Raw genomic sequence first — 22,655 nt, forward strand, 5'->3', positions numbered from 1 at the left:
TTATTTTGTTGCTTGAAAAACCTTATAACTCTTGAATCCAGACCTGATTTCCATAAACGACACCCTCACTATCGTGTAAGCTGGTATCGCCATCACCATACCTGTAATCCCCGCCAATGAAGCGGCGGCAAAGATAACAACAAATATTTCTAAGGGATGAGCTTTAACACTTTTAGAAAAGATCAGTGGTTGTAGGACTACATTATCTATGATCTGAACAAAACCAAACACTGAACCTATCTTAGCGATAAGAATCAAAGTAAAATTATCAAAAGCAAAATGCCCCGTGGTAGATACACCGACCAATATCCCAAACACCGACCCCATTAATGGTCCCAAATAAGGAATCAAGTTGGCCAAAGCCGCGAAAAGCGCAATAGTAAGTGCATATTTCACACCCAACACGGTTAACCCTACCCCAGCAATAGTAAAAATTGATAGCATCTGAAATGTCAACCCTATAAGGTAATTGGATAATAAGTTCTCAATTTTATGAATTGCAGAAATATACAATTCGAAGTATTTGTTAGGTATTACGGAGATAACTACTCGACCAAGTAACCCATTTTCGTACAACAAGAAAAAGGTAATGAATGATATGGCCATCATACTTATAAAGAAGCCTCCAGTAATGCTTACCAAATTGTTAATTACAGAATTTACTTCAATACTACTAATTATATTAAATGTGCCTTGTCGTATTGTTTCTGTTAGATTATGATCATTAGGATTAATCACCTCAGCATGGATTAAAAACTTCTCTAGAGAAACAATTGGCTGCGAAAGATTAGCATACACTTCTTCAAAACTCAGTTCGGAGAGAACATTTATTTGATCAACAATCAAAGGAATAAATAATAGCATAAATGCTGAAATCACTCCTATCACCACGATAAATGACACAAGAATGGCTAACACTCTTGGCATTTTAATACTGTAGATATAAAGACGATTAATCACATTCGTCAATGGCCTTAGTATAGTTGCTATGACTATTGAGATTACCAGATACAGAAATATATCTGAAAACAACCATGCACTAAAGACAAAAGCAGCTGCGATCGCCAGTATTTGAATCAGGGTTTTATTGATCATGGAGCCAAAATACGAAAAAAGCCTCGACTTTCATCGAGGCTTTAATTCTTGTATGTTCAGATAACCTATTTTAATCCCATTGCAGCTCTGAAGATTCTCCATTGTCTGCTACTGCTTCTAAAGATTGTTCATGGTCTTTGTCAAACTCATCAAAATCTACTTCTGGCATCAATTCGTCTTTCACATGATTGACAGTATCATTTAATGCCTGAACGAATTTGTTAAAATCTTCTTTGTATAAGAAGATCTTGTGCTTCTCATAAAAGAAATTGTCATCATTGTATTTTCTTTTGCTTTCGGTTATGGTCAGGTAGTAATCATTTGACCGTGTCGCCTTCACATCAAAAAAATACGTCCTTTTCCCTGCTCTTACTCTCTCTGAGTAAATTTCAGCTCTGTCGTTTTCTTTGTTCTCTTCCACTTTGCGGTTCGTTTAAATTTTAAGAGGCTGTAAGTAGTATTACCTAATTCCTTTTCTTAGAATTTAAATATACTTATTTTTCGCGGACAATTACAAGTCTTTGAATGGTAGATCACCAGATAGCTGTAACTGTTTAAAGCTACATTGGGATTAAGAAGAAATAATCGATATTACCTAACATTTTAATAACATTGTGATAAGAACATTTTTTCTCGGCACTGCATGAAACTGAAGCTAGATATCAACGAACTAAAGCAATTTTCTAATATTGAAATGCTAGCGAGACAGCTGGTAGAAGGTTTCATTACCGGACTTCACAAATCTCCTTATCATGGATTTTCTGTTGAATTCGCTGAACACCAATTGTACAACTCTGGTGAAAGCACTCGACATATTGATTGGAAAGTATTCGCAAAGACGGATAGATTATATACTAAACGATACGAAGAAGAGACCAATTTACGCTGCTACATAGTGCTAGACACTTCTTCATCGATGTACTACCCAAAACCGTCTAATGATAAAATCAAGTATTCAATCCTATCTTCGGCAGCTTTAGCATTCTTAATGCAAAAACAAAGAGATGCTGTTGGGCTATTTACATTCTCTGACCACATCGACTTTCAATCTGAAATTCGTTCCACTTCTAAACACGTCCATAACCTTCTGTTAAACCTTCAAAGGTTATTTGATGAAGAACAAAAAGAAAGTAAAAGTAGTGTAGCTCAGACTTTACATGATATCGCTGGGAAAATTCCTCGTCGATCTCTAGTTATATTATTTTCAGACATGTTAGATAGCGATCCTGAAAAGCAAAACGAAGTATTTAGAGGTTTGCAAAATCTTAAGCACAACAAACATGAAGTAATCATGTTTCATGTAAATGATAAAAAGACAGAACTGGAATTTGATTTTGAAGATAGGCCTCACAAGTTCCAAGATGCAGAAACAGGTGAGATCATTAAACTAACTCCTACAGACATCAAAGAGTCGTATTACGAGCAAATGAATACGCACTATAAGGAACTCTATTTAAAATGCCATCAACTTAAAATTGACTTTATTGATGCAGATATTTCATTAGGGTTTGAGAATATCTTAGAATCATATTTGATCAAAAGATCGAAAATGAACTAAGTCTTAGACATATAACTGTTTAAGGATTTTTCTGCCATTACCCTTACCTTATTTTGAAACTTTGAGGTCCATCCTAATATAAGTCCTAAGAAACCAAAAGCCATTTTACACCAGTTGTATATATCAAACCTATCTACATGATCAATAATCAACTCATCTTCAAATCTTAATGTGGCTTCTATCCTATTATGAACTTTTCTTCCCGTTTTTGAAAAGGTATAAATCGCTTCCCAATTTGCTACTACTATATTTCCTTGTTCCTTACAACTGACTAACTCTACAGTAAGATCTGTAGCTCTACTGACTAACATAGACCACATCGCTTTAGTCTCATTGTAATCTAGATGCTGAAACACTGGATCTGTAAACCTTACATCCTCATGATAACAAGAGTTCATTACCTCGCTATCACGTTCATTGAATGCTGAATAAAATCTTTTAACTGTGTCCAAATAGCTCATAATCAAATCATTTTTAACACCTTAGCTAACAATCTATCATATTTCCTAGTAGATAGCAGATACTTTGGTAAATAATACCTCACCCACTTACCCGAAGTAAACACATAACTCACTTTAGCATTTCTAACTTTGAATGTGTTAAACACAACTCTAGCGAACCTATCTACTCCTACAGCTTGTTTTTCTGACTTTCTTACCAATTTCATCAATCTCTTCAAAGGAAGTCCATACTCGGAATTCTGAACCTCTGTAGAAAACTCTTCAATCTTTGACCAAATGGGTGTAGCTATCGGTCCAGGATTTAAAGCAACCACATCAATACCAAATACCATCAATTCCCTTCTAAGTCCTTCGGTCAAACTATCTACTGCGGCTTTTGATGCAGAATATGGTGTCATAAACGGCATACAATTCTTAGCAGCAATAGAACTCATATTTATCACTCTAGGATTAAGCCCGTTTTTCTTAGCTAGTTTCAATAAGGGCAAACAAGCCTTTGTGATCTCAATAATGCTGAAAAAGTTAACCTCAAATTGATCTCTATACTCTTGGACATCTAAAAATTCTACTGGGCCAGTAACTGCATACCCAGCATTATTGATTAAACAAACTACCCCATCACTGACCAGAGTTTTTAATCTACCAAATTCCTGAGTAATTTCTTCCTTACTGGTCACATCAAAAACTAATGGGTAATAGTTTTCACCTAATTCAGATTGAAGTCTTTCCCCATCCTCTTTCTTCCTTACACTACCAAAGACCTTGTAGCCTTCGCCAATAAACATTTGTGCACACGCATACCCAATACCAGTTGATACTCCTGTAATAATTACATTTTTTGTCATACAGTAAGACGTTTGAAGTTATCACAAAAAATCGCAGTAGACACTGCCACATTCAAAGACTCTGCTTGACCAAAGCCTTCTATTTTCACCTTATTTTGAACTAAATCAAGTAAGTCGTCAGCTATTCCATGAGATTCATTACCAAACAAAATGATCGATGGCTCGCTAAACTTGACTTTGTGTAAATCTTCACCTCCAAGTGCAGCTCCATAAGTGTTTGTGGTTGTTCTTAATAAGGTCTTCAAATCCTGATAATGAACTTTCACTCTCGTAAACGACCCCATGGTTGATGAAATGACCTTAGCGTTATAACAATCTACAGAGTCTATAGAACAAACGATATCTTGAAATCCATACCAATCTGCAATACGAATAATAGTACCTAAATTCCCTGGATCCATGACCCTATCAAACGCAAGAATAGACTTATTTATGTTCTTTATGGGTGCTACTTCTGGCATCTTAACCACCGCCAAAGCAGCATTATTAGATTTAAAAGTACCGACTTTCTCTATTTCAGATTGACTCGCCAAACCCACCTTATCATCAATTGGATTAAGCAACTCTGAATGAAGGTTAGCAAATTTATCTGTAACAAAAACCCTATCGATATCCAGACCTGAGACTAGCAATTCACACACACTTTTTTCTCCTTCGACGACAAACTTCTTTTCAAGGGTTCTAAATTTTTTTAATTGGAGTGATTTAATGAATTTTGACTCGCGTTTTGAAATCATTCTCAGCTGGTTTCAGTTTCAGTACAATGGGATTGAATACATTCTTGCCCACAATTTAAAATTCAAACATAAGCGATTAAATCTATTTAGTATTTCTCAGGAGAACTCAAATATTGTAGTATCCAGAGCTTTTCGGTTTCTAATCGTGGTTCTATCTGTGTCTTATCTGCTATCTGGCTGTATGGGTAGACGCTATTTAGTTGAAGATCAGACCATACTGGTCAATCAGCACCTTACAAGTGTTGGAAAACTAAACCTAGACGAACTAGAAGCACAGTACTCCTATGTCCCAAATGATAAAATTCTTTTCTTACCATGGTCTCCTTATGTTGACCTATATCAAATGGGAAAAAAGCGCTATGACTCTATAAAATATGTCAACAAAATAGAAGAGATAAGAGTCAAGTATGAGACTAAAATTGCTGAAAAAGAGGGCAATAAAGAGAAACAACAAAAACTCAAGGACAAAAAAATCAAAAAAGAGAACAAGCAGTACAAAAACCTGAAAGAAGGCAACCTATTCATGAGAATGGGAGAACCTCTTGCTATATATGACACCGCTCAAGAAAATCAAACCGTTGAAAACTTAACCAATTACCTACATTCCAAAGGCTATTTCAACGGTACTGTTGAACAGTCAACTGATAACGAATTCAAACTGGTTTCTGCTACTTACAAGCTGGTTAAAAATGACCCATATATAATAGACTCCATTTATTATAAAATCCAAGACAGTTTGGTAAATAAGTTGATCTATCTAGATACTGAAAACTCCCTTTTAAAAACGGGTATTAATTACGATCAACAATTATTATCTAATGAAAGAGACAGAATATTCAACCTAATGCTAGACAATGGATACTACACTTTCTCAAGAAACTATATCAGTTATAGAGTAGATACCACTACTCTTGGAAATCAAAAAGTAGCGCTTGGTATTCGAATAAAAAACCCTGAAAAAGGTAATCATAAAGTATATAGGATTGATTCGATAAATTTCACCACCGATGCAGATATAAAAGACAGTAAGCGAGAAAGAATTCAAAAAGAGAATTACAATATCACATTTAGGTTTTATGATAGGAAATACATAGAAAGAAATCTATCATGGAGAGTATTTATCAATCAAGATAGTCTATTCAGCAAAACGAACACATTTGAAACTCAAAGACAGCTCGGAAATGTTGATATTTTCAAGTTTACAAACATCCAATATGATACCACTGGAGGTAAATTCATAGCTAACATCAATACTAGTCCTCTCAAAAAATATCAAACATCTACTGAAGCAGGATTAAAAGTCACACAAGGTTTACCTGGCCCATTCTTCAATGCTTCTATCAAAAACCGAAATACCTTTAGAGGTTTGGAAATACTACAATTAAGTGGACAATTTGGTTTTGAAGGACTTTCTGGTGCATCCGAGACAGGTAGCCCCTATTCATCTCTCGATTACGGAGTAAATCTATCTATTACTTTTCCTCAATTCTTAGCTCCTCTTAGAGATAACAGAAGGCAAAAGCTTGGACGACTTAACCCCAAAACAAGAATTTCTTCTGGATTAAACTTCATCTTCAGACCGGAATATCAAAGAAATGCGATATCCTCAGCTATCAAATATAGTTGGGTACAATATGAAAAAAATGTCGTGCACAATTTCGCCCTAACAGAAGTCAATTTTATTAAATCTGACCTTACCGCTGAGTACAATAATTTTCTAGACAGCTTGGCCTCCGAAGGCAATAACTTAATTCAATCTTTCCAATCTGCCTTTGTGACTAGTATGTGGTATTCCCCGACTTATAATTTCAATGATTATGGGAATGCTACTCATCCTTCTTCTTATCTAAACTACAAAATTGAGACTGGTGGCAATTCTGAAGCGATCTATAAAGAAGTTGCTACTAACAAGGCGGTAGAAGTATATAAATACGCTAAAGGTGATTTCGATTTTAGACATGTCCATCCTTTGTTTGCTAGAATCTCATTTGCAGGACGATTTCATACCGGTTTGGCTATTCCATATGGTGAGAATGAAACTCTGCCGTATGAAAAATTTTACTTCTCTGGAGGTAGTAATGGAATTCGTGCATGGACCCCACGACGTCTTGGCCCTGGTTCTTTTACGCCAGTAGATGAAGAGGGAGTGTATAACAACAACTATGAACAACCTGGAGAAATAATTTTAGAAACAAGTGTTGAATTGCGTCACAAGCTTTTTAGCTTTCTATATGGTGCATTTTTCTTAGACGCTGGGAATACATGGACGATACGAAATGACCCTACTAGACCTGGTGCTCAATTCAAATCAAGCAATTTCTTTAAAGAAATCGCAATTGGAGGAGGATACGGAGTAAGGTTAGATTTATCCTTTTTACTATTGCGCTTGGATGCAGCATGGAAGCTCAGAGACCCAGGTACAAGGACTGCTACTGGTGAACTAGATCGAAATCCATGGGATATACCGGATTATCCTGGTTATTCCAAGTTGATTTGGAATATCGGGATAGGCTATCCATTTTAACACTATAATCTATGAATAAAGAAGAAATACAAAACTGGTTCAAATCCCTTCAAGACTCTATTTGCACAGCCCTAGAAGAAACTGACGAAAAAGGGAAATTTGAACAAGATTTATGGACTCGCCCAGAAGGTGGGGGTGGACGAACTCGAATTCTTCAAAATGGTAATATCATAGAAAAAGGTGGAGTGAATTTCTCAGCTGTAGAAGGTCCAACTCCTAATAAAATTCTTCAAGCGTTAGGTCTTGATAAGGCTGATTTTTTCGCTACTGGTGTATCTATAGTAATGCATCCTATTAGCCCCATGGTTCCAATCATTCATATGAATGTTAGATACTTCGAAATGAGTAACGGGATCAACTGGTTTGGAGGGGGAATAGATTTGACTCCACATTATGTAGTTGATGAAGATGCTAAGTATTTTCATCGAACTATGAAAGATACTTGTGATAGACATCACTCCAGTTACTATACTGACTTTAAGAAATGGGCTGATGACTACTTCTTTATCAAACATAGAAAAGAAACTAGGGGAATTGGAGGTATTTTCTTTGATCGGCTGAATGAAAAAGATGGCATCAGCATGGAAGACCGATGGAAGTTTGTACAAGACGTTGGAAGCCAATTTGCACCTATCTACACCAGATTCATGACTAAAAATAAAGATTTAGCATATGGAGAAAATGAAAAAGCTTGGCAATATCTAAGAAGGGGAAGGTATGTTGAATTCAACCTAGTATTAGATAAAGGAACTAAGTTTGGATTGGATACAGATGGACGAACTGAATCTATATTAATGAGTCTTCCTCCTCAGGCAAATTGGGCATATCAATTCGAACCAAAAACTGGATCAAAAGAAGAAGAGACATTAAACAAATTGAAAAAAGGAATTGATTGGATTTAATTCCTGCCTTTTGACTGGGACTTATAAATAGAATAGAAATAGGAATGGCAAGGGCGCCTATGCAAAATTCCCAAAATGCTGCTACCCTCACCTAACTTGAATTCGACCAAGTTATACCTTTTTTAGTAGGTGACTAATCAGAAATGAAAACAAGAACTGTCTCCTCATGCTCCCTCACTGTCGCTGTTCTTGTTTCATTATATAATAACTAACTTTTTTTTGTTACCTGCAGCGTTATTAACTACGAGGCTCTATGAATTTGAAAAAAATCAGGAGCCATCACTTCCCACATCCCTGCTTCTCCGAGGCTCCTAATTTACTTCCAAAAACCAACTTATATTTTTATTAGAATCTAGTAATGACCTTAAAGAATTCTTTAGAACTGATTCTATTTTCTCTTTCTGTAAAAACAGCCTTGTTTACGAACAACATGATTGCAAGTAGTAAAGCTGATGTAATGATTAATCCCATAACAGTTGAATTTTAAGTTACTAAGTTATTTTCTGTCTTTGCTGTATTTGATTACAATACAAAGATGGTACCGATACCAGACGTTTGTAACAGTGAAATAGCCAATTATAAACTTTAGGTGATTTGCTTACTGAATAGAAAGAAATCTTATGACTTAGCCAGAAAACTCATTACACGCTCCCAATAGAGCTTATGATCGTAGAACTTAGTGTATAGGGCTTTAGCACCGTGATTCCCAGGAGAATCTATTGGGTAGAAGAAAATTTTACTCTCAGAAGATAGTTTAGCGTAAATGAGCTTAACATTTTCTTGTTCATCGTATGAACTCATTATCAGAGAAGGTACAGTTACTTTCTCAGCTAAAGTCTGTATGTAATCCCTTCCTTTTCCTGCGGATGAAAAATACTCGCCCGGAGAAAACAATATCAAAGCTGATATAGACGAATATTCACTGGATAATCTAATTGATAATGAAGCACTATAGGAACTACCTAAAACAATAATCGGAGCTCCATCGCAGTAGGACTTGACAAAATCCAAAGCAGCTACCATATCTGGATAGGCATCTAAATAGCTTGTCGGTTTCATCAGTCGTTTAGCATCAGCGTTGGTCTGATTTCTGACACCATTAACCAAGTTCCCTGATCTTAAGTCTACCGCTACGCAGTTATATCCTAGTTGATTGAAAGTTGGCGCTACTTCTAGATATTCACCTCGACTCCAACCAGCTTGGTGAAACATGAGAATTACTGGAGTAGATTTAGGGTGACTAAAATGCAAATCGGCCGTGACGCTAACGCCACCGGCCGATTTGAAGGTTACTTTCTCGATCGCTTGAGTTTCAAGCGAAATCAGAGCAATCATAAAAAGTAGTATGTATTTCATAAGTGCTTAGACAGCTACGTTATTCTCTCTCAAAGCATCATTTAAAGAAGTTTTCTTATCTGTGCTTTCTTTTCTTTTACCAATGATCATTGCGCAAGGAACGTTGTATTCACCTGCTGGAAATTTCTTAGCATAAGAACCTGGAATTACGACAGATCTCTCTGGAACGTATCCTTTATACTCTACAGGTTCATCTCCTGTCACATCGATGACTTTAGAGCTCATGGTCAAGGTTACTCCTGCACCTAATACAGCTTCTTTCCCTACTCTTACGCCTTCTACTACAATACATCTAGAACCGATGAAAGCATTATCTTCAATGATAACTGGTGCCGCTTGTACAGGCTCCAACACACCGCCGATTCCTACTCCACCACTCAAATGAACATTTTTACCGATCTGAGCACAGCTACCAACAGTTGCCCAAGTGTCTACCATCGTTCCTTCGTCCACATATGCACCTATGTTTACGTAAGAAGGCATCAATACCGTACCAGCTGAGATGTAAGCTCCATATCTAGAAACTGCATGAGGAACGACTCTGATTCCTAATTTATCATAGTCCTTTTTCAAAGCCATTTTATCATGGAATTCGAATGGTCCTACTTCGATTTTCTCCATTTTTCTGATTGGAAAATAAAGGATTACCGCCTTCTTTACCCAGTCATTTACTTTCCAACCATCTTCAGTAGGCTCGGCAGTTCTCAATCTACCTTTGTCAAGTTCCTCTATGACGAACTCTATGGCCTTAACTACTTCTGGCTGAGAAAGCTTTGATCTATCTTCCCAAGTCTCTTCGACGATTTTTTTGATGTCTTCCATTGTAATCTGAATAACAGTTTGATTCATTCGGACCGTACCGAATCTTAAAATTTCTGCAAATCTAAACGCTGTTTTTGCTTTGACAAACCGAGGCGTTAATTGTTGAGGGTTGTAAAGCGGAAACTGTCAATTCAGTACCTGAATAAGACTAAAAAATATATGAACTATCTAATTAATATGGATCACCTTAAAAGTTACTGGGAGATGAGGTTTTAGAGTTGACTATTTCATTATGAACAATCCTTTGTCTATTTAGGGCTTGCTGAGAAACTTACTCTTGCTCGAAATATATGGAATCCATAAGGTAATTGTACAAAATAGCACGTTTGAACAGCTCAGAAATAGATTTTGACAAGTATCTCAAACAAACTTTACATAAGGGATTTCTCTACTTTCTTGCTTGACCAAGAAAGTAGCAAAGAAGTCAAGTCTGTAAATCAGAAAGCTAAATTTTGACTCCATTTCGCTAAAAATTTTAAACTCGTCGTACCTCCTCAAACAGTAAAATTTTTGACCGCTTCTTTCCATCAAAATTCTTAACGCATCTGATTTAAGGACCAAGCTTTTTAGTGCAAGCTTTGCGTCGTGTATAACAGACCATTTCCAACATTTTTCAAATGTTTTTCTGCTAACTCGCTAATGTCTGTCCCTCAAAACCCTATCCAAAGTCAAATTTGCAGAGATCACAGCACCTTCCATATACCCTGAATAGGCAGATGATGATTCTGTGGATGAGATATACAGCCTTGAATCAAAATAGGGTTCTTGAAATAAGGGAGAACCATTATTTTCATGAGGGTATAGCTGGTTAACACTTTCAGAATAAGTTTTATCCTCTTCTAGCCAATTCAATTCTTCATAGTTAATGATATTCTTGGCTTCATCGCCGAAGACACTTACGATTTGGTTTAATACAATCCCCTTACGTTCTTCGTTACTAAGGTGAGCGTAACTAGGATTCAAAAAGCCACATAGTGCATACTTGCTTAGTTCTGAATTACAATGGTCATAAAATTCTGAAATTGGTCCAGAGTTACTAAAAAATGTACCTGACTGCCCATTAGTTCTCCAAAATGGATCTTGATAGCTTAGAGCAACTTTTATAGAATGCTCCATCCATGTATGCGTATTCAAAGCAGTGTTTTTCAAGTCTTGAGGCAAGTCCGGTATTACTTTTATACTGGTTGCCCATAGCTTTGGAGGTAAGGCTAATATAACCTTGGAGGCTCGATAGATCTTCTTGGAGATGATTTGAATATCGTCAGTGGAGAAATTTATCTCTTTTACATTTTCATTCAATAAGATATGCTCCTCTCCTATGCGCTGGGCTAACTCTTGAACAATTGCTGATGTCCCTCCTTTGATTCTATAGCTTGGTGGTTGGCTTGGAATGGGAACTGAACTGGCGGGGGATGTAGAAATTGGCTGAAAAAATGCAGTCCCGTTCATGAACTGTTCAAAATACTCAATACCTAGCTCATCTAATAAACTCTTCAGCTCAACATGCTGCTCACCAAACCATGTAGCTCCCATCTCAAGAGGTGTCTCTGATGAATCAAGTACTGTATGTATGCGACCACCTATTCGATCTCTGGCTTCAAGTATTTTAAATGGAATATCTTTTTGTTTTAGCCGATACCCTAATAGCAAACCAGACAACCCTGCACCAATTATTATAACCATCGTTTCTAAACAATTTATCTACACAAATTATATAAGGGGAAGCATAGAAAGTTCCCCCTTTTGTAAAATGAAGCTTAATTTCTTCCGGCCATTACTCCTCCATCAATATCCCAAATCGCTCCTGTGACCCATGAGCTTTGGTCCGTCAATAGGAAATATATGGTTTTAGCAATATCCTCAGGTCTTCCGACTCTACCTATTGGATGAAAGTCATTGAACCCTTGTAAGGTTTCTTCAATCTTGTCCTCTTCTATAAATGCTCCATATATCGGAGTGACTACTACTGCAGGAGACACTGCATTGACTCTAATATTATACTCTGCTAGTTCCATTGCCAAATGCTGTGTCAAACTATGCAATCCTGCTTTGGCCATAGAATAGGCTGACGAAGGAGTCGCTTTGATGGCTTGTTTAGCCCACATTGAACCAACATTTACTATTGCTCCATTGCCATTTGACTGCATAAGTTTTGACACTGCTTGAGTGATAAAAAAGAATGCCTTATTGAAAGCATGATATGTTTCATAATCCTCCTCTGAGTGTTCCAAAAAAGATTTTGGGCTAAAGTACCCTGCTGAATTGACTAGATACTTGACATTTGGTGCAATAGCTTCTAGTGAATGGATGAAGTTCTGAACTGACTCTTGGTCAAAAAGATCCACTCCTACGGCGCTAACTTTCCCAAAAGTTGATAGTTCATTCTTTACATCATCTAGGTTCTTATTAGGGCGACCTATTACAATTACTTCTATCCCGTCTTTTAATAATAATTCAGCAGTAGCTTTTCCCATTCCGGTAGTACCGCCTACTATGATTGCCTGTTCCGTCATAATATTGGATTTGCATGGAATTCAGATGACGATTTCAAAAACCCTGCAACTGGAGGCAGTAGCTTTTATTTTCACCTTTCTTCCTGATTAAACTGTTCTAATTATATGCGACAAAACTAGAGGGCTGACCTTACCACTAATGGCAATCTGGAGCCTAAGAATGGTAATTTAGAGTAACTGTTCTTGAAACTGTTTGGGTGTGGTAGAGGTTTCCTTTTTAAAGAACTTGGTGAAATAGGTAGGCTGATCAAAACCCAGACTATAGGCAACTTCTTTTATTGATATATTTTTATTGGATAGTTTGCGCTTAGCTTCTAGCACTTTTAGTTCTTTTATCTGATTGGCGGGGGTGAGCGAGGTGTACTGTTTCGTAAGTGAAGTAAGTCTCTTTGCTGAAACCCCTAGCTGTTTTGAATAGTCTTGAATGCTTAAGTTCTGACTAATGTTTTCAATAATGAGTTGTTTGAACTTTACAATTATTGAGAAGTCTGAATTTGAATCTATCGTGTAGGTTGTTTGTTTCTTTTTAATCCTTTCAAGCTCGAACAATAAGTTCAAGAACTGATGCATAACTATATTTTCAAAGTTCTCCTCTTGATCATCTAGCTCTGACATGATAGAGTCAGTAATCGACCCTACTTTTTCTACTTGCCCTTCTGTCAAATGAATGAATGGCTGACCTATTTCACTGAATATAGAAACCGAAAACCTAAACAACAGGTCCATGGATAGTTTTGATATAAACGAGTCATTGAAATGAAACAAATATCCTTCGTTACTGGACTCTGGGCAGAAATAGTGTACTTGGTTTTGGTTAACCAAGAATACAGAATTGGCCGGATGATCTATTACTTCATAGTCAATATAGTGCCGCCCTTCTTCCTTGAACCAGAGGATTTGAAAAAAAGTATGTCTGTGAGGTTTTGATGCTTTGTCTTCGTTGACAAAGAAATATGGCTTGGTTTCCTTTAGCTCAAAATGAAGTTTTGATGAGTCATTTTTGTGTAAGTGATACGTTTTCATTTGTGCTTCAAAGCCGTCCGAGTTGTGAATATGAGTGTTTAAAATTCAAATATAATCCTCTATCCTACTATTGGCTTGAAAATTAAGTCTTGAAGAATCAAAAACGATTTATATCGAATTCATAAAATAATTAAAGAAAATAGTACGTCTGAACAGCTCAGCAATAGATTTTGATGGTGTTTGAAACGAACTAACTATATACAATCAGTTCATTCTATAATCAACCTCAATGTATGTGATTCTCCTTGAGCGGCAATTTTCAATAGATACACTCCTCTTGATAGCATGGAAACTTTAACGATACCATCTTCAGTCTTTCCTTGTTCCAATAGCTTGTATTGATAGTCATAGATAACGTATTGAAATTTTTGAGGAGCCCAATTGGCGATTTCAACAAAATTGATGGCTGGATTAGGGAAAATATAGGGTAACGATGCATACGAAGGCAATGGCTCTGGGGCTTCTTGATTACATGTCTTTTCTATGAAATACGCTAAGTCTTCACGGTCATGAATTTGGGTATACCCGAGCGTACTAGCCTTGGTAAAATATCGGCAGGCCTTCTTATCATTACCTCTATCGAAATAGATCTCCCCCATATTTCGATTAGCAAATGAGTTATTGGGGTTAATCTCTAGCGCTTCTTCCAAAGTTTCTATGCCCTCCTTTGTATCTCCTAATTTGTGCTGAACTAGTCCTTTTATAGTACGCAAATCTCTTTCTGCCCGTCCTGAATTATGCTTGTATATGCTTTCTTCTCTTTCCAAGGCTTGATTCAGAAAGTCCAAGGACTTCTCATATTCACCAAGATCTGAATAAATAGCCCCTAGTGTCCAATTGGAGAAATTGTGCTTGGGCCATTTCATCTTGACCTCATCTATATATCTAATGGCTAAGTGATACGACTTGATTTTATATAAATAGTACGCCATGTTGTATTTAAGACGATTGTCATCTGGCGTTTCTTTCAGGGCTTTGTGACGATAGTGCAGGGCGTAATTTTCCAACTCTTCTTGACCATACAAAACAGCCAATCGATCGTATACATTGGCTTTCGTTTTGGCAGGGACTCTCTGTCCTCTCTCAGAAGTCATAAACCTCCTAAAAGTATTAAAGTCACGAAGTGCCAGATAGTCATTGCCAAGTGTAGCCCTCATCTGAGCTCGCCAATAGATCAGTCTATATTTTTTAGGGTTATAATCAGTAGCCTTATTAAGAGAGTCCAACTTGGCATAGGTTCGCTCCATTCTTTCTTGATTCTTGATATTGGTGCGTTGAAAATGGTCTACTCTATTTCTTAGCTTACCATGTTCAAAGGTCCATGTCACCATCAATTCTCCCTGTAGGTCATGCTGGGTACACGCTCCATTGGGTCTTCCGTTATCATTGAAGTAGAAGGACTCTTTGAGTTTCCCATTCTTGTAATATGACTTCAGACTATCAAGCTTACCATTATTCCCGTACCAAAACTCTTTGGAAACGATTCCATCTTTATACTTTCTAGATTCGTATCTGTCAGACTGTGCTGTGGTTTTGGAAGGCAATGCTATAAGAAGTACTAAAAAGGCACTTAGGAAGGGAGGGGTGAGGAGGATTTTTATCATAGGTTTATCAGTTCATACTTGGTCAAAGTAACAAACTTTTTGTCAACTTGTTAGATTCAAAACTCTAATATTCTGCCACTTAACATTCTCACACAACTATTTACTCATGTGAATAGGCAATCCCCTTTACTAGTACTGAATCACTTCAAAAGCCAAGAGTGAAGGGAATAAAAACATTATTTACTTTTCCATTTATCATAAAAACCCATCTTGGTAAGATCGGGATGATATTCAACTTCTTGATCATCAAAACTAGCTGTTGATTTCTCCTTGGTGTTCATCTTATATACCGAAATCAGATTTCGAATAAGATCACCTTTAGAGTCAAAATAGAGTCTTTTTTCGATTGTCAAAGGTTCTTCAGCCCTGAATGTATTCATCCGCCAAAAGATAAAATAAAGTTTATTATTCTGACCAAAATAGTAGTCAGCTACTATAGTCCAATCAGCAGATATTGAGAAATTGTAACAGTTGACGAATGTTCCAAGATTAGCTTTTTCTATCAAATTTACTTTTTGAAACAGAAATTTATCTTCCGATGTCAGTTCTTCAAGATACCAATCATTATTTTGAAAATTATCTCTCCAAGCATAATGAAAAAGTTGAGTTGCTCCATTCAATCCACTCCCTAGAATAGGTTGCCATATTTTATACTTCTTTCTAATTTCAAGAATTGTTGGGTCTTCTTGAGAGAATACGAATAAACTGTTAAATAGAAAAAATGGTACAAAAACTACCGAAAATAAGAATTGTCTCATAACCTACCTTAATGGTGAAATAAAACCCAGCATCTAAACTATGAGGTCATTGAATGACCTCACCTTCATAGTTGTAGTTTATCCTTTTAATGTATTCTCCATTTTCATCATATATATACTTCGACTTTGCTCTCACCTTCGGATCTTTTGTTTGATTCCCATTCCTGTCGTAGTATACGACTTCGTCCTTAGCCATATTTTCATGATATGTTACGACGCCCATGGCTTTTTCTTTCGATGGATACCCCGATTCGTCAGTGAAGTAAAAACGTCTGTTTTTCCCATATTTATTAAAATCTCTCATGTCTATTTTGGCATACCCCAAACTGGTGCTATTAACCAACTTTGACTTACTGTCAAGAAATTCTTCTCCATAAAACTGTCCATCTTGGTTCATATGAAAAACAACTTTTGCATATCCATATTTACCATTCTGTAATTCCCCTCTTTGGTCTCTATTTTGGCGAGAGGTGATGAATCCATCTTCATTATAAGTGAAATGGGTAACCTTAAATCCGTTTGGGTCTGGGATAGTATCTAGGCTTGAATTAAATCGAATCTCGCTTAACCTTCTGTTTTGGTAATCTCTGTATACTTTCCATACAGCTACTCCATACTGTTCTTTGAGATTACCTTTCTTACCGTGATTCTCTTTTCTTGTCCAATACCCTTCTTCATTAAGAGAATACTTACATAGCCATATTCCATTTTGATTCGATACTCTTTTATTCTCTGTGTTTCTGAATGACTCTTCCTTATGATCTGAGAAATATTTCACTTCCATCATGTGCGCTCCATAGCTTGCGTTCGAGCTTTTCTTACCAGAGACAAAATATTCCACTCTTTGAAGTCTTCCCTGCTCATCGAAGGTTACTTTATAGCAATTGATTGATTGGGCTTCCTTTTCTGTCAATTTGATAGAAGGCTTTATTGTTCTCTGTGTATGGTCAGTGTTCCAATCCATATAGTATCCACTATCATGCTGACTAAACAGTTTTGTCGATGTCAGCATTAAAACTCCAATCAGGAAATATTTTTCAAAGTTCATTTTATGATGTTGTATAATGTAAATAAGTTCTACTTCATGGTGCTGTGCACCTGTTATCAGATAGAAAACTCTATAAGATCGTCGCAAGATGAATGAATTTGTACCAATTACCAGAGATTATTAAATCAAAAAAACCGTTCGTCATCTCGGAAGGTTTTCTAGCGACAACAAAGAAAAACTATCCAAGATCTCAATGTTCCTGCATATAGCTACTGTGAGATCCCAGATAATTCCCCGACCTATCGGTCTTGGTGATTTCTGGGATGACGACCTCTCTATGTACAATCAATCCACACCTCCCTTCGTGATTTTTTGATCTCCCTGCGGCGCAGGAAAAGTGTCGGATAGCGCAGGGAGCATAATAAAACTCCGCAGGGAACAGTCAATTTGGTGCAGGGAAGGTCTTGTAACGTGCAGGGAACCTCTTTCATACCGCAGGAGAGATTAATTTTGGTACAGGGAGGTTGAAATGATCTAGTTAAAGTCTCTAAAAACCTTTTTAAACTTCTTCTTGGATAAGACCATCGATATTACTCCATTTAATGCTCTCCCTCCACATATTGAAGTGGCTCCCATATCTTCTTTAGTTAAATATTGGACATCTATTGCTTCAACAAAAAGAAACTCTTTTAACATCTCATAATTTTCAACTATGTGCCCATTAATTATTAATATGGGTTTAAGGTCTTGCTCTTGTCTATCTCTAATTTTTAAGACTTTAGGTTTCTTAACAGCCGTTCCTAAGTTTGGTTTATATACAGTTGAGTCTAATTCACTAGGTTCGTATCCTAGCACATTAAAGAGAATTGAATCAACATAGTTGAACAATTTGTTTTGAGATAATTCATCAAACCTTAAAACAGTAAGTTGTTTTATTTCATAAGGGTAACGATTTACACTTTGTTCTTTGAATTGTAATATTTTGAACTTGTCAAATATTACTCCCTGTCGACTTAAAACAATTGTTTGACCAAAATCAGTATTCTTCAGTTTTAGTTTTTCATTGCGTACTGAAGAGTTCAGTCTTCCAGGTTCAGTGCATATGAAAGAATTTACTTTTTTGAATGATTTCTTCCCAATTCTCCATTGGACGAGTTTACAAGTGTTGGTTTGAAATTTATGATTTACATCTAAGAAAAGTGTAATTGTGTCATTCTTGTAATAGGTACTGTCTTGATTATTCGCTTTCCATTCACCAAAGAGTTGTCGTTTGTCAACGTCTTGTCCATGTAACGATAGAAAACTATTAAGAAAAAGAAAGACTATTATTGATTTACACAATCTCATTGTGGCTAACCTCAAAATGCTATGATTGTTAATTATACAATTTATTACTATATGAATATAGTCGAATCTGAGATTCGACTCATACATTTTTTGATTTACACTAAGTACAGCGCAGAATCAACAGGATTTCTAAAAACACTAAATACTTCTCTTTATCTCTAAACCTTCCCGTATATACCACAATGCTATATAACTTCCTTTATAAGCTGTCCTAGAGATTCCGTAGTTAATTCTGTCTTAACCTGTATGGACTGATTTAAACGTAGAAACTGTTGTTGATCTAAATCATCATATAAAGTCACAAAGAATTTTTTAGCCGTATTTGTTAGCCCAATAAGATCGTTTTCACTGTTTTTATCAACAAACATTAAAAATTGACTTCTTCCACTATCAGCATATCCATATACTTCCACATTTTCTACGAATTCAGTTAACCACTGGATCATGAAACTAAATCCGTAAAATTCAATGTTAGGCAGCTCTATAACTGAATATTTTTCAGTTCGATGAATCTTAAAACCATCTACCGTTACTTCAGGGCAAGTCTCATCTGCTTCCATAAGCTGTTTCTCAAGCTGATCCGGAATGGTGTTTAAGAAAATGAATTTTTCAAATATTCTAAAGTTTAGATTTTTTCGACCCTCAGTTTTGTAAGAACGAGTTCTTGATTCTTTGTTTAAGTACTTAGTAAAGAAGTTGGTACCGAAACTATCTTCAATAAAACTAATCAGTAGATCTATAGGAAATAGAATGAAAAGTATGATATTCCAAATTCGCACGAATGGAAGGAAAAGAATACTAAGAACTGTTTTTCCTGCATCCCTAGGGTATTTGAAAATGGTTATGATGAGTGCAATGACTCCAAGTATTATTAAGACTTCAACAATATGGTTCATGGATTATGAAGTATTGTAATATAACTATCATATTTGCTGTGGGACATTTTTTACATAGTTTGCTTTTAGTAGAATCTGGAGTTTGACTCGTGAATTTTCGATTTATAATAAGGATCATCAGAGTTTCATAGTATACTATAACCTTACACTTCATTCTGAACTGACCAGCTTATATCATCGATTATTAATATTTTTTCTTCGTTCTATAAAATCATCAAACTTCTGTTTAAAAGAATAAGAAAAATCAAGAATTGCGATAGTGAAATCCAGTATATCTCTAGCGTCAGTAGAAGTAAATGTTGAATCAATATTATGAGCAGCTTCATTACCCAAGAGCCTCAGTTGATTAGCCCATTCAAAAAGCTGTTTATTAATGATACCAGTTTCTTTTAGTTTCTTGATTGATTCTGCAAGATTTCCTGACTTCACATCTTTTAAAGAGCAGAAACCTTCTATGGTACGTCTGCACATTATAGCAGTAGCTGTATTTGCCCCTCCTCTATAACACTGTATACTTTCCTGAAGTGACTTTCTTAATTGTTCAGGAATGGTTGGGTTCAAATGAAAATCTCCAGTTGGAAACAACAATCGAGGTGTTCCAAGGTGAATTTGATCAGCGAAAAATTCGGGATTTTGAACTGTAAGAATTGGTTTTTTGCATTTAGGACATTTGAGAAACTTATATATTTCGCCTTCAAGGGGTTCCAAAGGGTTGTCGACTCGGTAGCTACCGTGTTCAATGGCATCCACATTAATATTACATACGTGACATTCTACGACCATGTGCAGTATTTATAGACACTAACATCTATACATGAATGCGATTAGAGATATTAGTAATATTATTTTACATAGATAAATCAAACGTAGCACAATTGAAACTACTATTTTCGCAGCATAACTTTATACAGTCGATTGTATGCTTTTTTTAGTTCTCCATTTTTTGTAAAACAACCACTATCTTGTCTTCCAAACCATTATTAATTTCCAATTGTAAGTCATTCACTGAACTATTTGATTCACCGTCAATTACTTTTATACTTTCTAGTTCATCAGGATAGCCTATAATTGATAAATCACATGCTAATGGAATAGAAATTCGTTTAAGTTTTAATTTGTGAGAAAGTAGAGAAACATCCTTAGTAAAGGGCTCAGAATATTTTTCTCGTATTATTTCGTATTCAAATCTCGTTTTCAACCTACCTTCTAGATAGTTATTAGAAAAATCTCTAGGAGAAATAATTCCTGAGGTTTGCTCTCGATACATCACGTCTAAGGCTTTCAGTAAACCTACTCTGTCGCTTAAATTGTTGACATTGGATTCAATGAAGAACTTAGAATCATTGTAAAAGTTCTTTGATTTTAGTTTGTCATTGCGGTCTGTAGTGAGCCCAAGAAATTTTCCATAGAAATATTCTGTTAAGTCTTTCTTTTGCAGATTAAATAAATCATCATACATGTAAGGTCTAAATGTCGAACCTTCTTTGATAAAGAACCCTATTTTATAAAAGTCTTTTGCAGGAGAAAGAAATACATCTTCTATAACTTGAAGTTCATGTCCGGAAATACTAAAAACTTCTTGAAGCTCGGCCTTGATTATGAAAAAAAAGTTTTGATTTTGAGAAGTTCTCCCATCTCCTATAAGGCAGTATCCTCCTGGGATTTTAGCACGATAATGGGCTCCCGCTAATTTGTGAGCAAGTTCTTGAGAATTTTCCAAAAATTTTTCATCATTAAGGTCATCAAATGACTTTAAAAAGGAAAAAACACTCCTCTCAGATTCGTCTTGAAATTCTAATTTGAATGTCTTATTTGTCTTAGACAAAGCTTCATGAAGTCTATTTTTTAGAATACCCTTATCATCATCTCCAATGGTTAATAATTCATTAGAAGTTACAGCAAACGCTTCAAGTTCTTTGGTTTTCGGATGTACTTCGTGGGCAATTAGCCTATTAATACTTACAATTTCTAGGTCAGTTAAACTCATAATTTATGAAAATTGGAAAATGAAAAATCAAACATATTTTTTGTATATTCTCTATTCTTTACAGGAGAAACAACAGTTGAATTAAGGTGTTCTAGTACTAGCATATATTGGTATGTAAGGGTATTGTGTTCTCCCTCCATTTGAAATAGAACCCAAATATTATCTTCTGTTTCAAACTCTGGGTAAAGATTGATTTTAACTTTTTCTTCTTCAAATAGCTGTTTATTCACGTTGAAAACGATTCCGAGATCTAAAAAACAGATGAAATTGGGAAGATTTCTATTATCCTCTTTATTTAGATAGTTTCCTATTTTATGGGCATCGCATTGAGAAGAATCAACGAACGTCATAAATGTAAATAACGGATTTCGAAATGGAAGTTTTGTTAAAGGTTTCTCAACATAAAAACCCGAACCTGAGGTTTCAATATAAGCAGGTGAAATATCATCTCTGACAAGTTCATTCTTTGTTCTTGCTATATTATTTGAAAAAGACTCTATTAAATCAGATTTATAGAAAGAGGATTTAACTTCTGCAAAACAATAGGTAGATTCAAAATATACTAACTCTGATTTATCTGATAGATTGAAGAGAACAGGGTTTTTCTCATTTTCGGAAATGACAATATCATACTGAGGACTTACCTTTAGGTTTTTATCGACTATATGTCCATCACAAACATGATACTTTGGAAACAGTTTCCTTGCAAAAAAATCTTTTACTGCTAATTCAACTTCATCTCCACTTGCACGAATATTCTTAAGATCTTTTCGAATAGAGCCTGAAAGCCTATGGGCCATTAATATTTTTTCCAAATCATGTCTGAAGTATTCAAAAATAGGAAGGGTATTGAATGGCTTTAACTCCATTGTTTCAAAAATCAATCTTCATAGCAAACTATATATCTAACAAACAACAAATGTCATCCATTCAAAATACGCCTGTTTTAAAAAGGTGTCAATTAATCCTCTCTAAAATAGCCTATCCGAAGCTACCAACAAACCAAAATGACGCTTAACTGCTTTTTACTTCAAATCACACGTTCCATTGATTTTTTTTTGTAGAGCGACGTAGCGTAATTACTAATAAATTAGACTTCAAAAAAATATGCGTGATTCGAATCTGTAAAAAAATATGCGTGGCCAGAGTAAGTAAAAATATGCGTGATTGATTTTCAAAAAAAAATATGCGTAACTGTGTTTGAAAAAAATATGCGTGACTCAAAAAAACCATATGCGT

General features: G+C 35.7%; 21 protein-coding genes. 3 read left to right on the forward strand and 18 right to left on the reverse strand.

Going from position 1 to position 22,655, the window contains the following annotated elements; translation table 11 throughout:
• Nucleotides 1-1,095: an AI-2E family transporter gene (locus tag DKG80_RS07275; RefSeq protein WP_109830652.1), complete on the reverse strand. Its 1,095-nt coding sequence runs from the start codon at nt 1,093-1,095 to the stop codon at nt 1-3.
• Between the two features lie 70 nt (nt 1,096-1,165).
• A complete protein-coding gene (locus DKG80_RS07280) occupies nt 1,166-1,516 on the reverse strand; it encodes a DUF3276 family protein (protein ID WP_109830653.1) in 351 nt (116 codons plus the stop codon).
• A 222-nt stretch (nt 1,517-1,738) separates the two neighbouring features.
• Here DKG80_RS07280 and DKG80_RS07285 point away from each other — a divergent pair, with 222 nt between their 5' ends.
• Nucleotides 1,739-2,653 (forward strand): DUF58 domain-containing protein, encoded by a 915-nt coding sequence (locus DKG80_RS07285; protein WP_109830654.1) that lies wholly within the window; start codon nt 1,739-1,741, stop codon nt 2,651-2,653.
• On the opposite strand, the gene DKG80_RS07290 is transcribed toward DKG80_RS07285, so the two are convergent.
• From DKG80_RS07290 to DKG80_RS07300, 3 genes are read right to left on the reverse strand one after another with little or no spacing between them, the layout of a single operon-like run.
• Nucleotides 2,650-3,114, reverse strand: a complete 465-nt coding sequence (locus DKG80_RS07290; protein ID WP_109830655.1) for a nuclear transport factor 2 family protein — start codon at nt 3,112-3,114, stop codon at nt 2,650-2,652. The genes DKG80_RS07285 and DKG80_RS07290 overlap by 4 nt on opposite strands.
• A gap of 2 nt (nt 3,115-3,116) precedes the next feature.
• Nucleotides 3,117-3,959: an SDR family NAD(P)-dependent oxidoreductase gene (locus DKG80_RS07295; RefSeq protein WP_109830656.1), complete on the reverse strand. Its 843-nt coding sequence runs from the start codon at nt 3,957-3,959 to the stop codon at nt 3,117-3,119.
• Nucleotides 3,956-4,696 (reverse strand): TrmH family RNA methyltransferase, encoded by a 741-nt coding sequence (locus tag DKG80_RS07300; protein WP_109830657.1) that lies wholly within the window; start codon nt 4,694-4,696, stop codon nt 3,956-3,958. The genes DKG80_RS07295 and DKG80_RS07300 overlap by 4 nt, the downstream gene beginning before the upstream one ends.
• Between DKG80_RS07300 and tamL the strand changes: the two genes are divergently transcribed.
• On the forward strand, nt 4,668-7,220 hold the full coding sequence (tamL, locus tag DKG80_RS07305; protein ID WP_109830658.1) for a translocation and assembly module lipoprotein TamL: 2,553 nt from the start codon (nt 4,668-4,670) through the stop codon (nt 7,218-7,220). The two genes, DKG80_RS07300 and tamL, sit on opposite strands and share 29 nt — an antisense overlap.
• A gap of 11 nt (nt 7,221-7,231) precedes the next feature.
• Entirely contained in the window at nt 7,232-8,122 is an 891-nt protein-coding gene (hemF, locus tag DKG80_RS07310) for an oxygen-dependent coproporphyrinogen oxidase (RefSeq protein ID WP_109830659.1), read from the forward strand.
• A 618-nt stretch (nt 8,123-8,740) separates the two neighbouring features.
• Here the strand turns inward: hemF and DKG80_RS07315 are convergent.
• From DKG80_RS07315 to DKG80_RS07375, 13 genes are all read right to left on the reverse strand, one after another.
• Entirely contained in the window at nt 8,741-9,478 is a 738-nt protein-coding gene (locus DKG80_RS07315; RefSeq protein WP_109830660.1) for an alpha/beta hydrolase, read from the reverse strand.
• 6 nt (nt 9,479-9,484) lie between these two features.
• A complete protein-coding gene (locus DKG80_RS07320; protein ID WP_245906971.1) occupies nt 9,485-10,327 on the reverse strand; it encodes a 2,3,4,5-tetrahydropyridine-2,6-dicarboxylate N-succinyltransferase in 843 nt (280 codons plus the stop codon).
• 609 nt (nt 10,328-10,936) lie between these two features.
• Nucleotides 10,937-11,983: a flavin monoamine oxidase family protein gene (locus DKG80_RS07325; protein ID WP_109830661.1), complete on the reverse strand. Its 1,047-nt coding sequence runs from the start codon at nt 11,981-11,983 to the stop codon at nt 10,937-10,939.
• Nucleotides 11,984-12,057: 74 nt separating this feature from the next.
• Complete coding sequence (locus tag DKG80_RS07330) at nt 12,058-12,813, reverse strand: SDR family NAD(P)-dependent oxidoreductase (RefSeq protein ID WP_109830662.1); 756 nt, start codon at nt 12,811-12,813, stop codon at nt 12,058-12,060.
• A gap of 168 nt (nt 12,814-12,981) precedes the next feature.
• The gene (locus DKG80_RS07335; protein WP_109830663.1) at nt 12,982-13,836 is read right to left on the reverse strand and encodes a helix-turn-helix domain-containing protein; all 855 of its coding nucleotides are present in this window, start codon (nt 13,834-13,836) and stop codon (nt 12,982-12,984) included.
• Nucleotides 13,837-14,045: 209 nt separating this feature from the next.
• On the reverse strand, nt 14,046-15,440 hold the full coding sequence (locus tag DKG80_RS07340) for a T9SS type A sorting domain-containing protein (RefSeq protein ID WP_109830664.1): 1,395 nt from the start codon (nt 15,438-15,440) through the stop codon (nt 14,046-14,048).
• A gap of 176 nt (nt 15,441-15,616) precedes the next feature.
• The gene (locus DKG80_RS07345) at nt 15,617-16,198 is read right to left on the reverse strand and encodes a hypothetical protein (protein ID WP_109830665.1); all 582 of its coding nucleotides are present in this window, start codon (nt 16,196-16,198) and stop codon (nt 15,617-15,619) included.
• Between the two features lie 46 nt (nt 16,199-16,244).
• Nucleotides 16,245-17,246, reverse strand: a complete 1,002-nt coding sequence (locus DKG80_RS07350; RefSeq protein ID WP_109830666.1) for a hypothetical protein — start codon at nt 17,244-17,246, stop codon at nt 16,245-16,247.
• 474 nt (nt 17,247-17,720) lie between these two features.
• Nucleotides 17,721-18,548, reverse strand: a complete 828-nt coding sequence (locus DKG80_RS07355) for a hypothetical protein (RefSeq protein ID WP_162555743.1) — start codon at nt 18,546-18,548, stop codon at nt 17,721-17,723.
• A 170-nt stretch (nt 18,549-18,718) separates the two neighbouring features.
• Nucleotides 18,719-19,429, reverse strand: a complete 711-nt coding sequence (locus DKG80_RS07360) for a hypothetical protein (RefSeq protein WP_109830668.1) — start codon at nt 19,427-19,429, stop codon at nt 18,719-18,721.
• A 174-nt stretch (nt 19,430-19,603) separates the two neighbouring features.
• Nucleotides 19,604-20,212: a DUF4145 domain-containing protein gene (locus DKG80_RS07365; protein ID WP_109830669.1), complete on the reverse strand. Its 609-nt coding sequence runs from the start codon at nt 20,210-20,212 to the stop codon at nt 19,604-19,606.
• 145 nt (nt 20,213-20,357) lie between these two features.
• Nucleotides 20,358-21,416: a nucleoid-associated protein gene (locus tag DKG80_RS07370; RefSeq protein ID WP_109830670.1), complete on the reverse strand. Its 1,059-nt coding sequence runs from the start codon at nt 21,414-21,416 to the stop codon at nt 20,358-20,360.
• Complete coding sequence (locus DKG80_RS07375) at nt 21,413-22,300, reverse strand: DUF6602 domain-containing protein (RefSeq protein WP_162555744.1); 888 nt, start codon at nt 22,298-22,300, stop codon at nt 21,413-21,415. Before DKG80_RS07375 ends, DKG80_RS07370 begins: the two co-directional genes overlap by 4 nt.
• Nucleotides 22,301-22,655 lie beyond the last annotated feature (355 nt).

The organism is Reichenbachiella versicolor, from assembly GCF_003171675.1.
GTDB lineage: Bacteria > Bacteroidota > Bacteroidia > Cytophagales > Cyclobacteriaceae > Reichenbachiella > Reichenbachiella versicolor.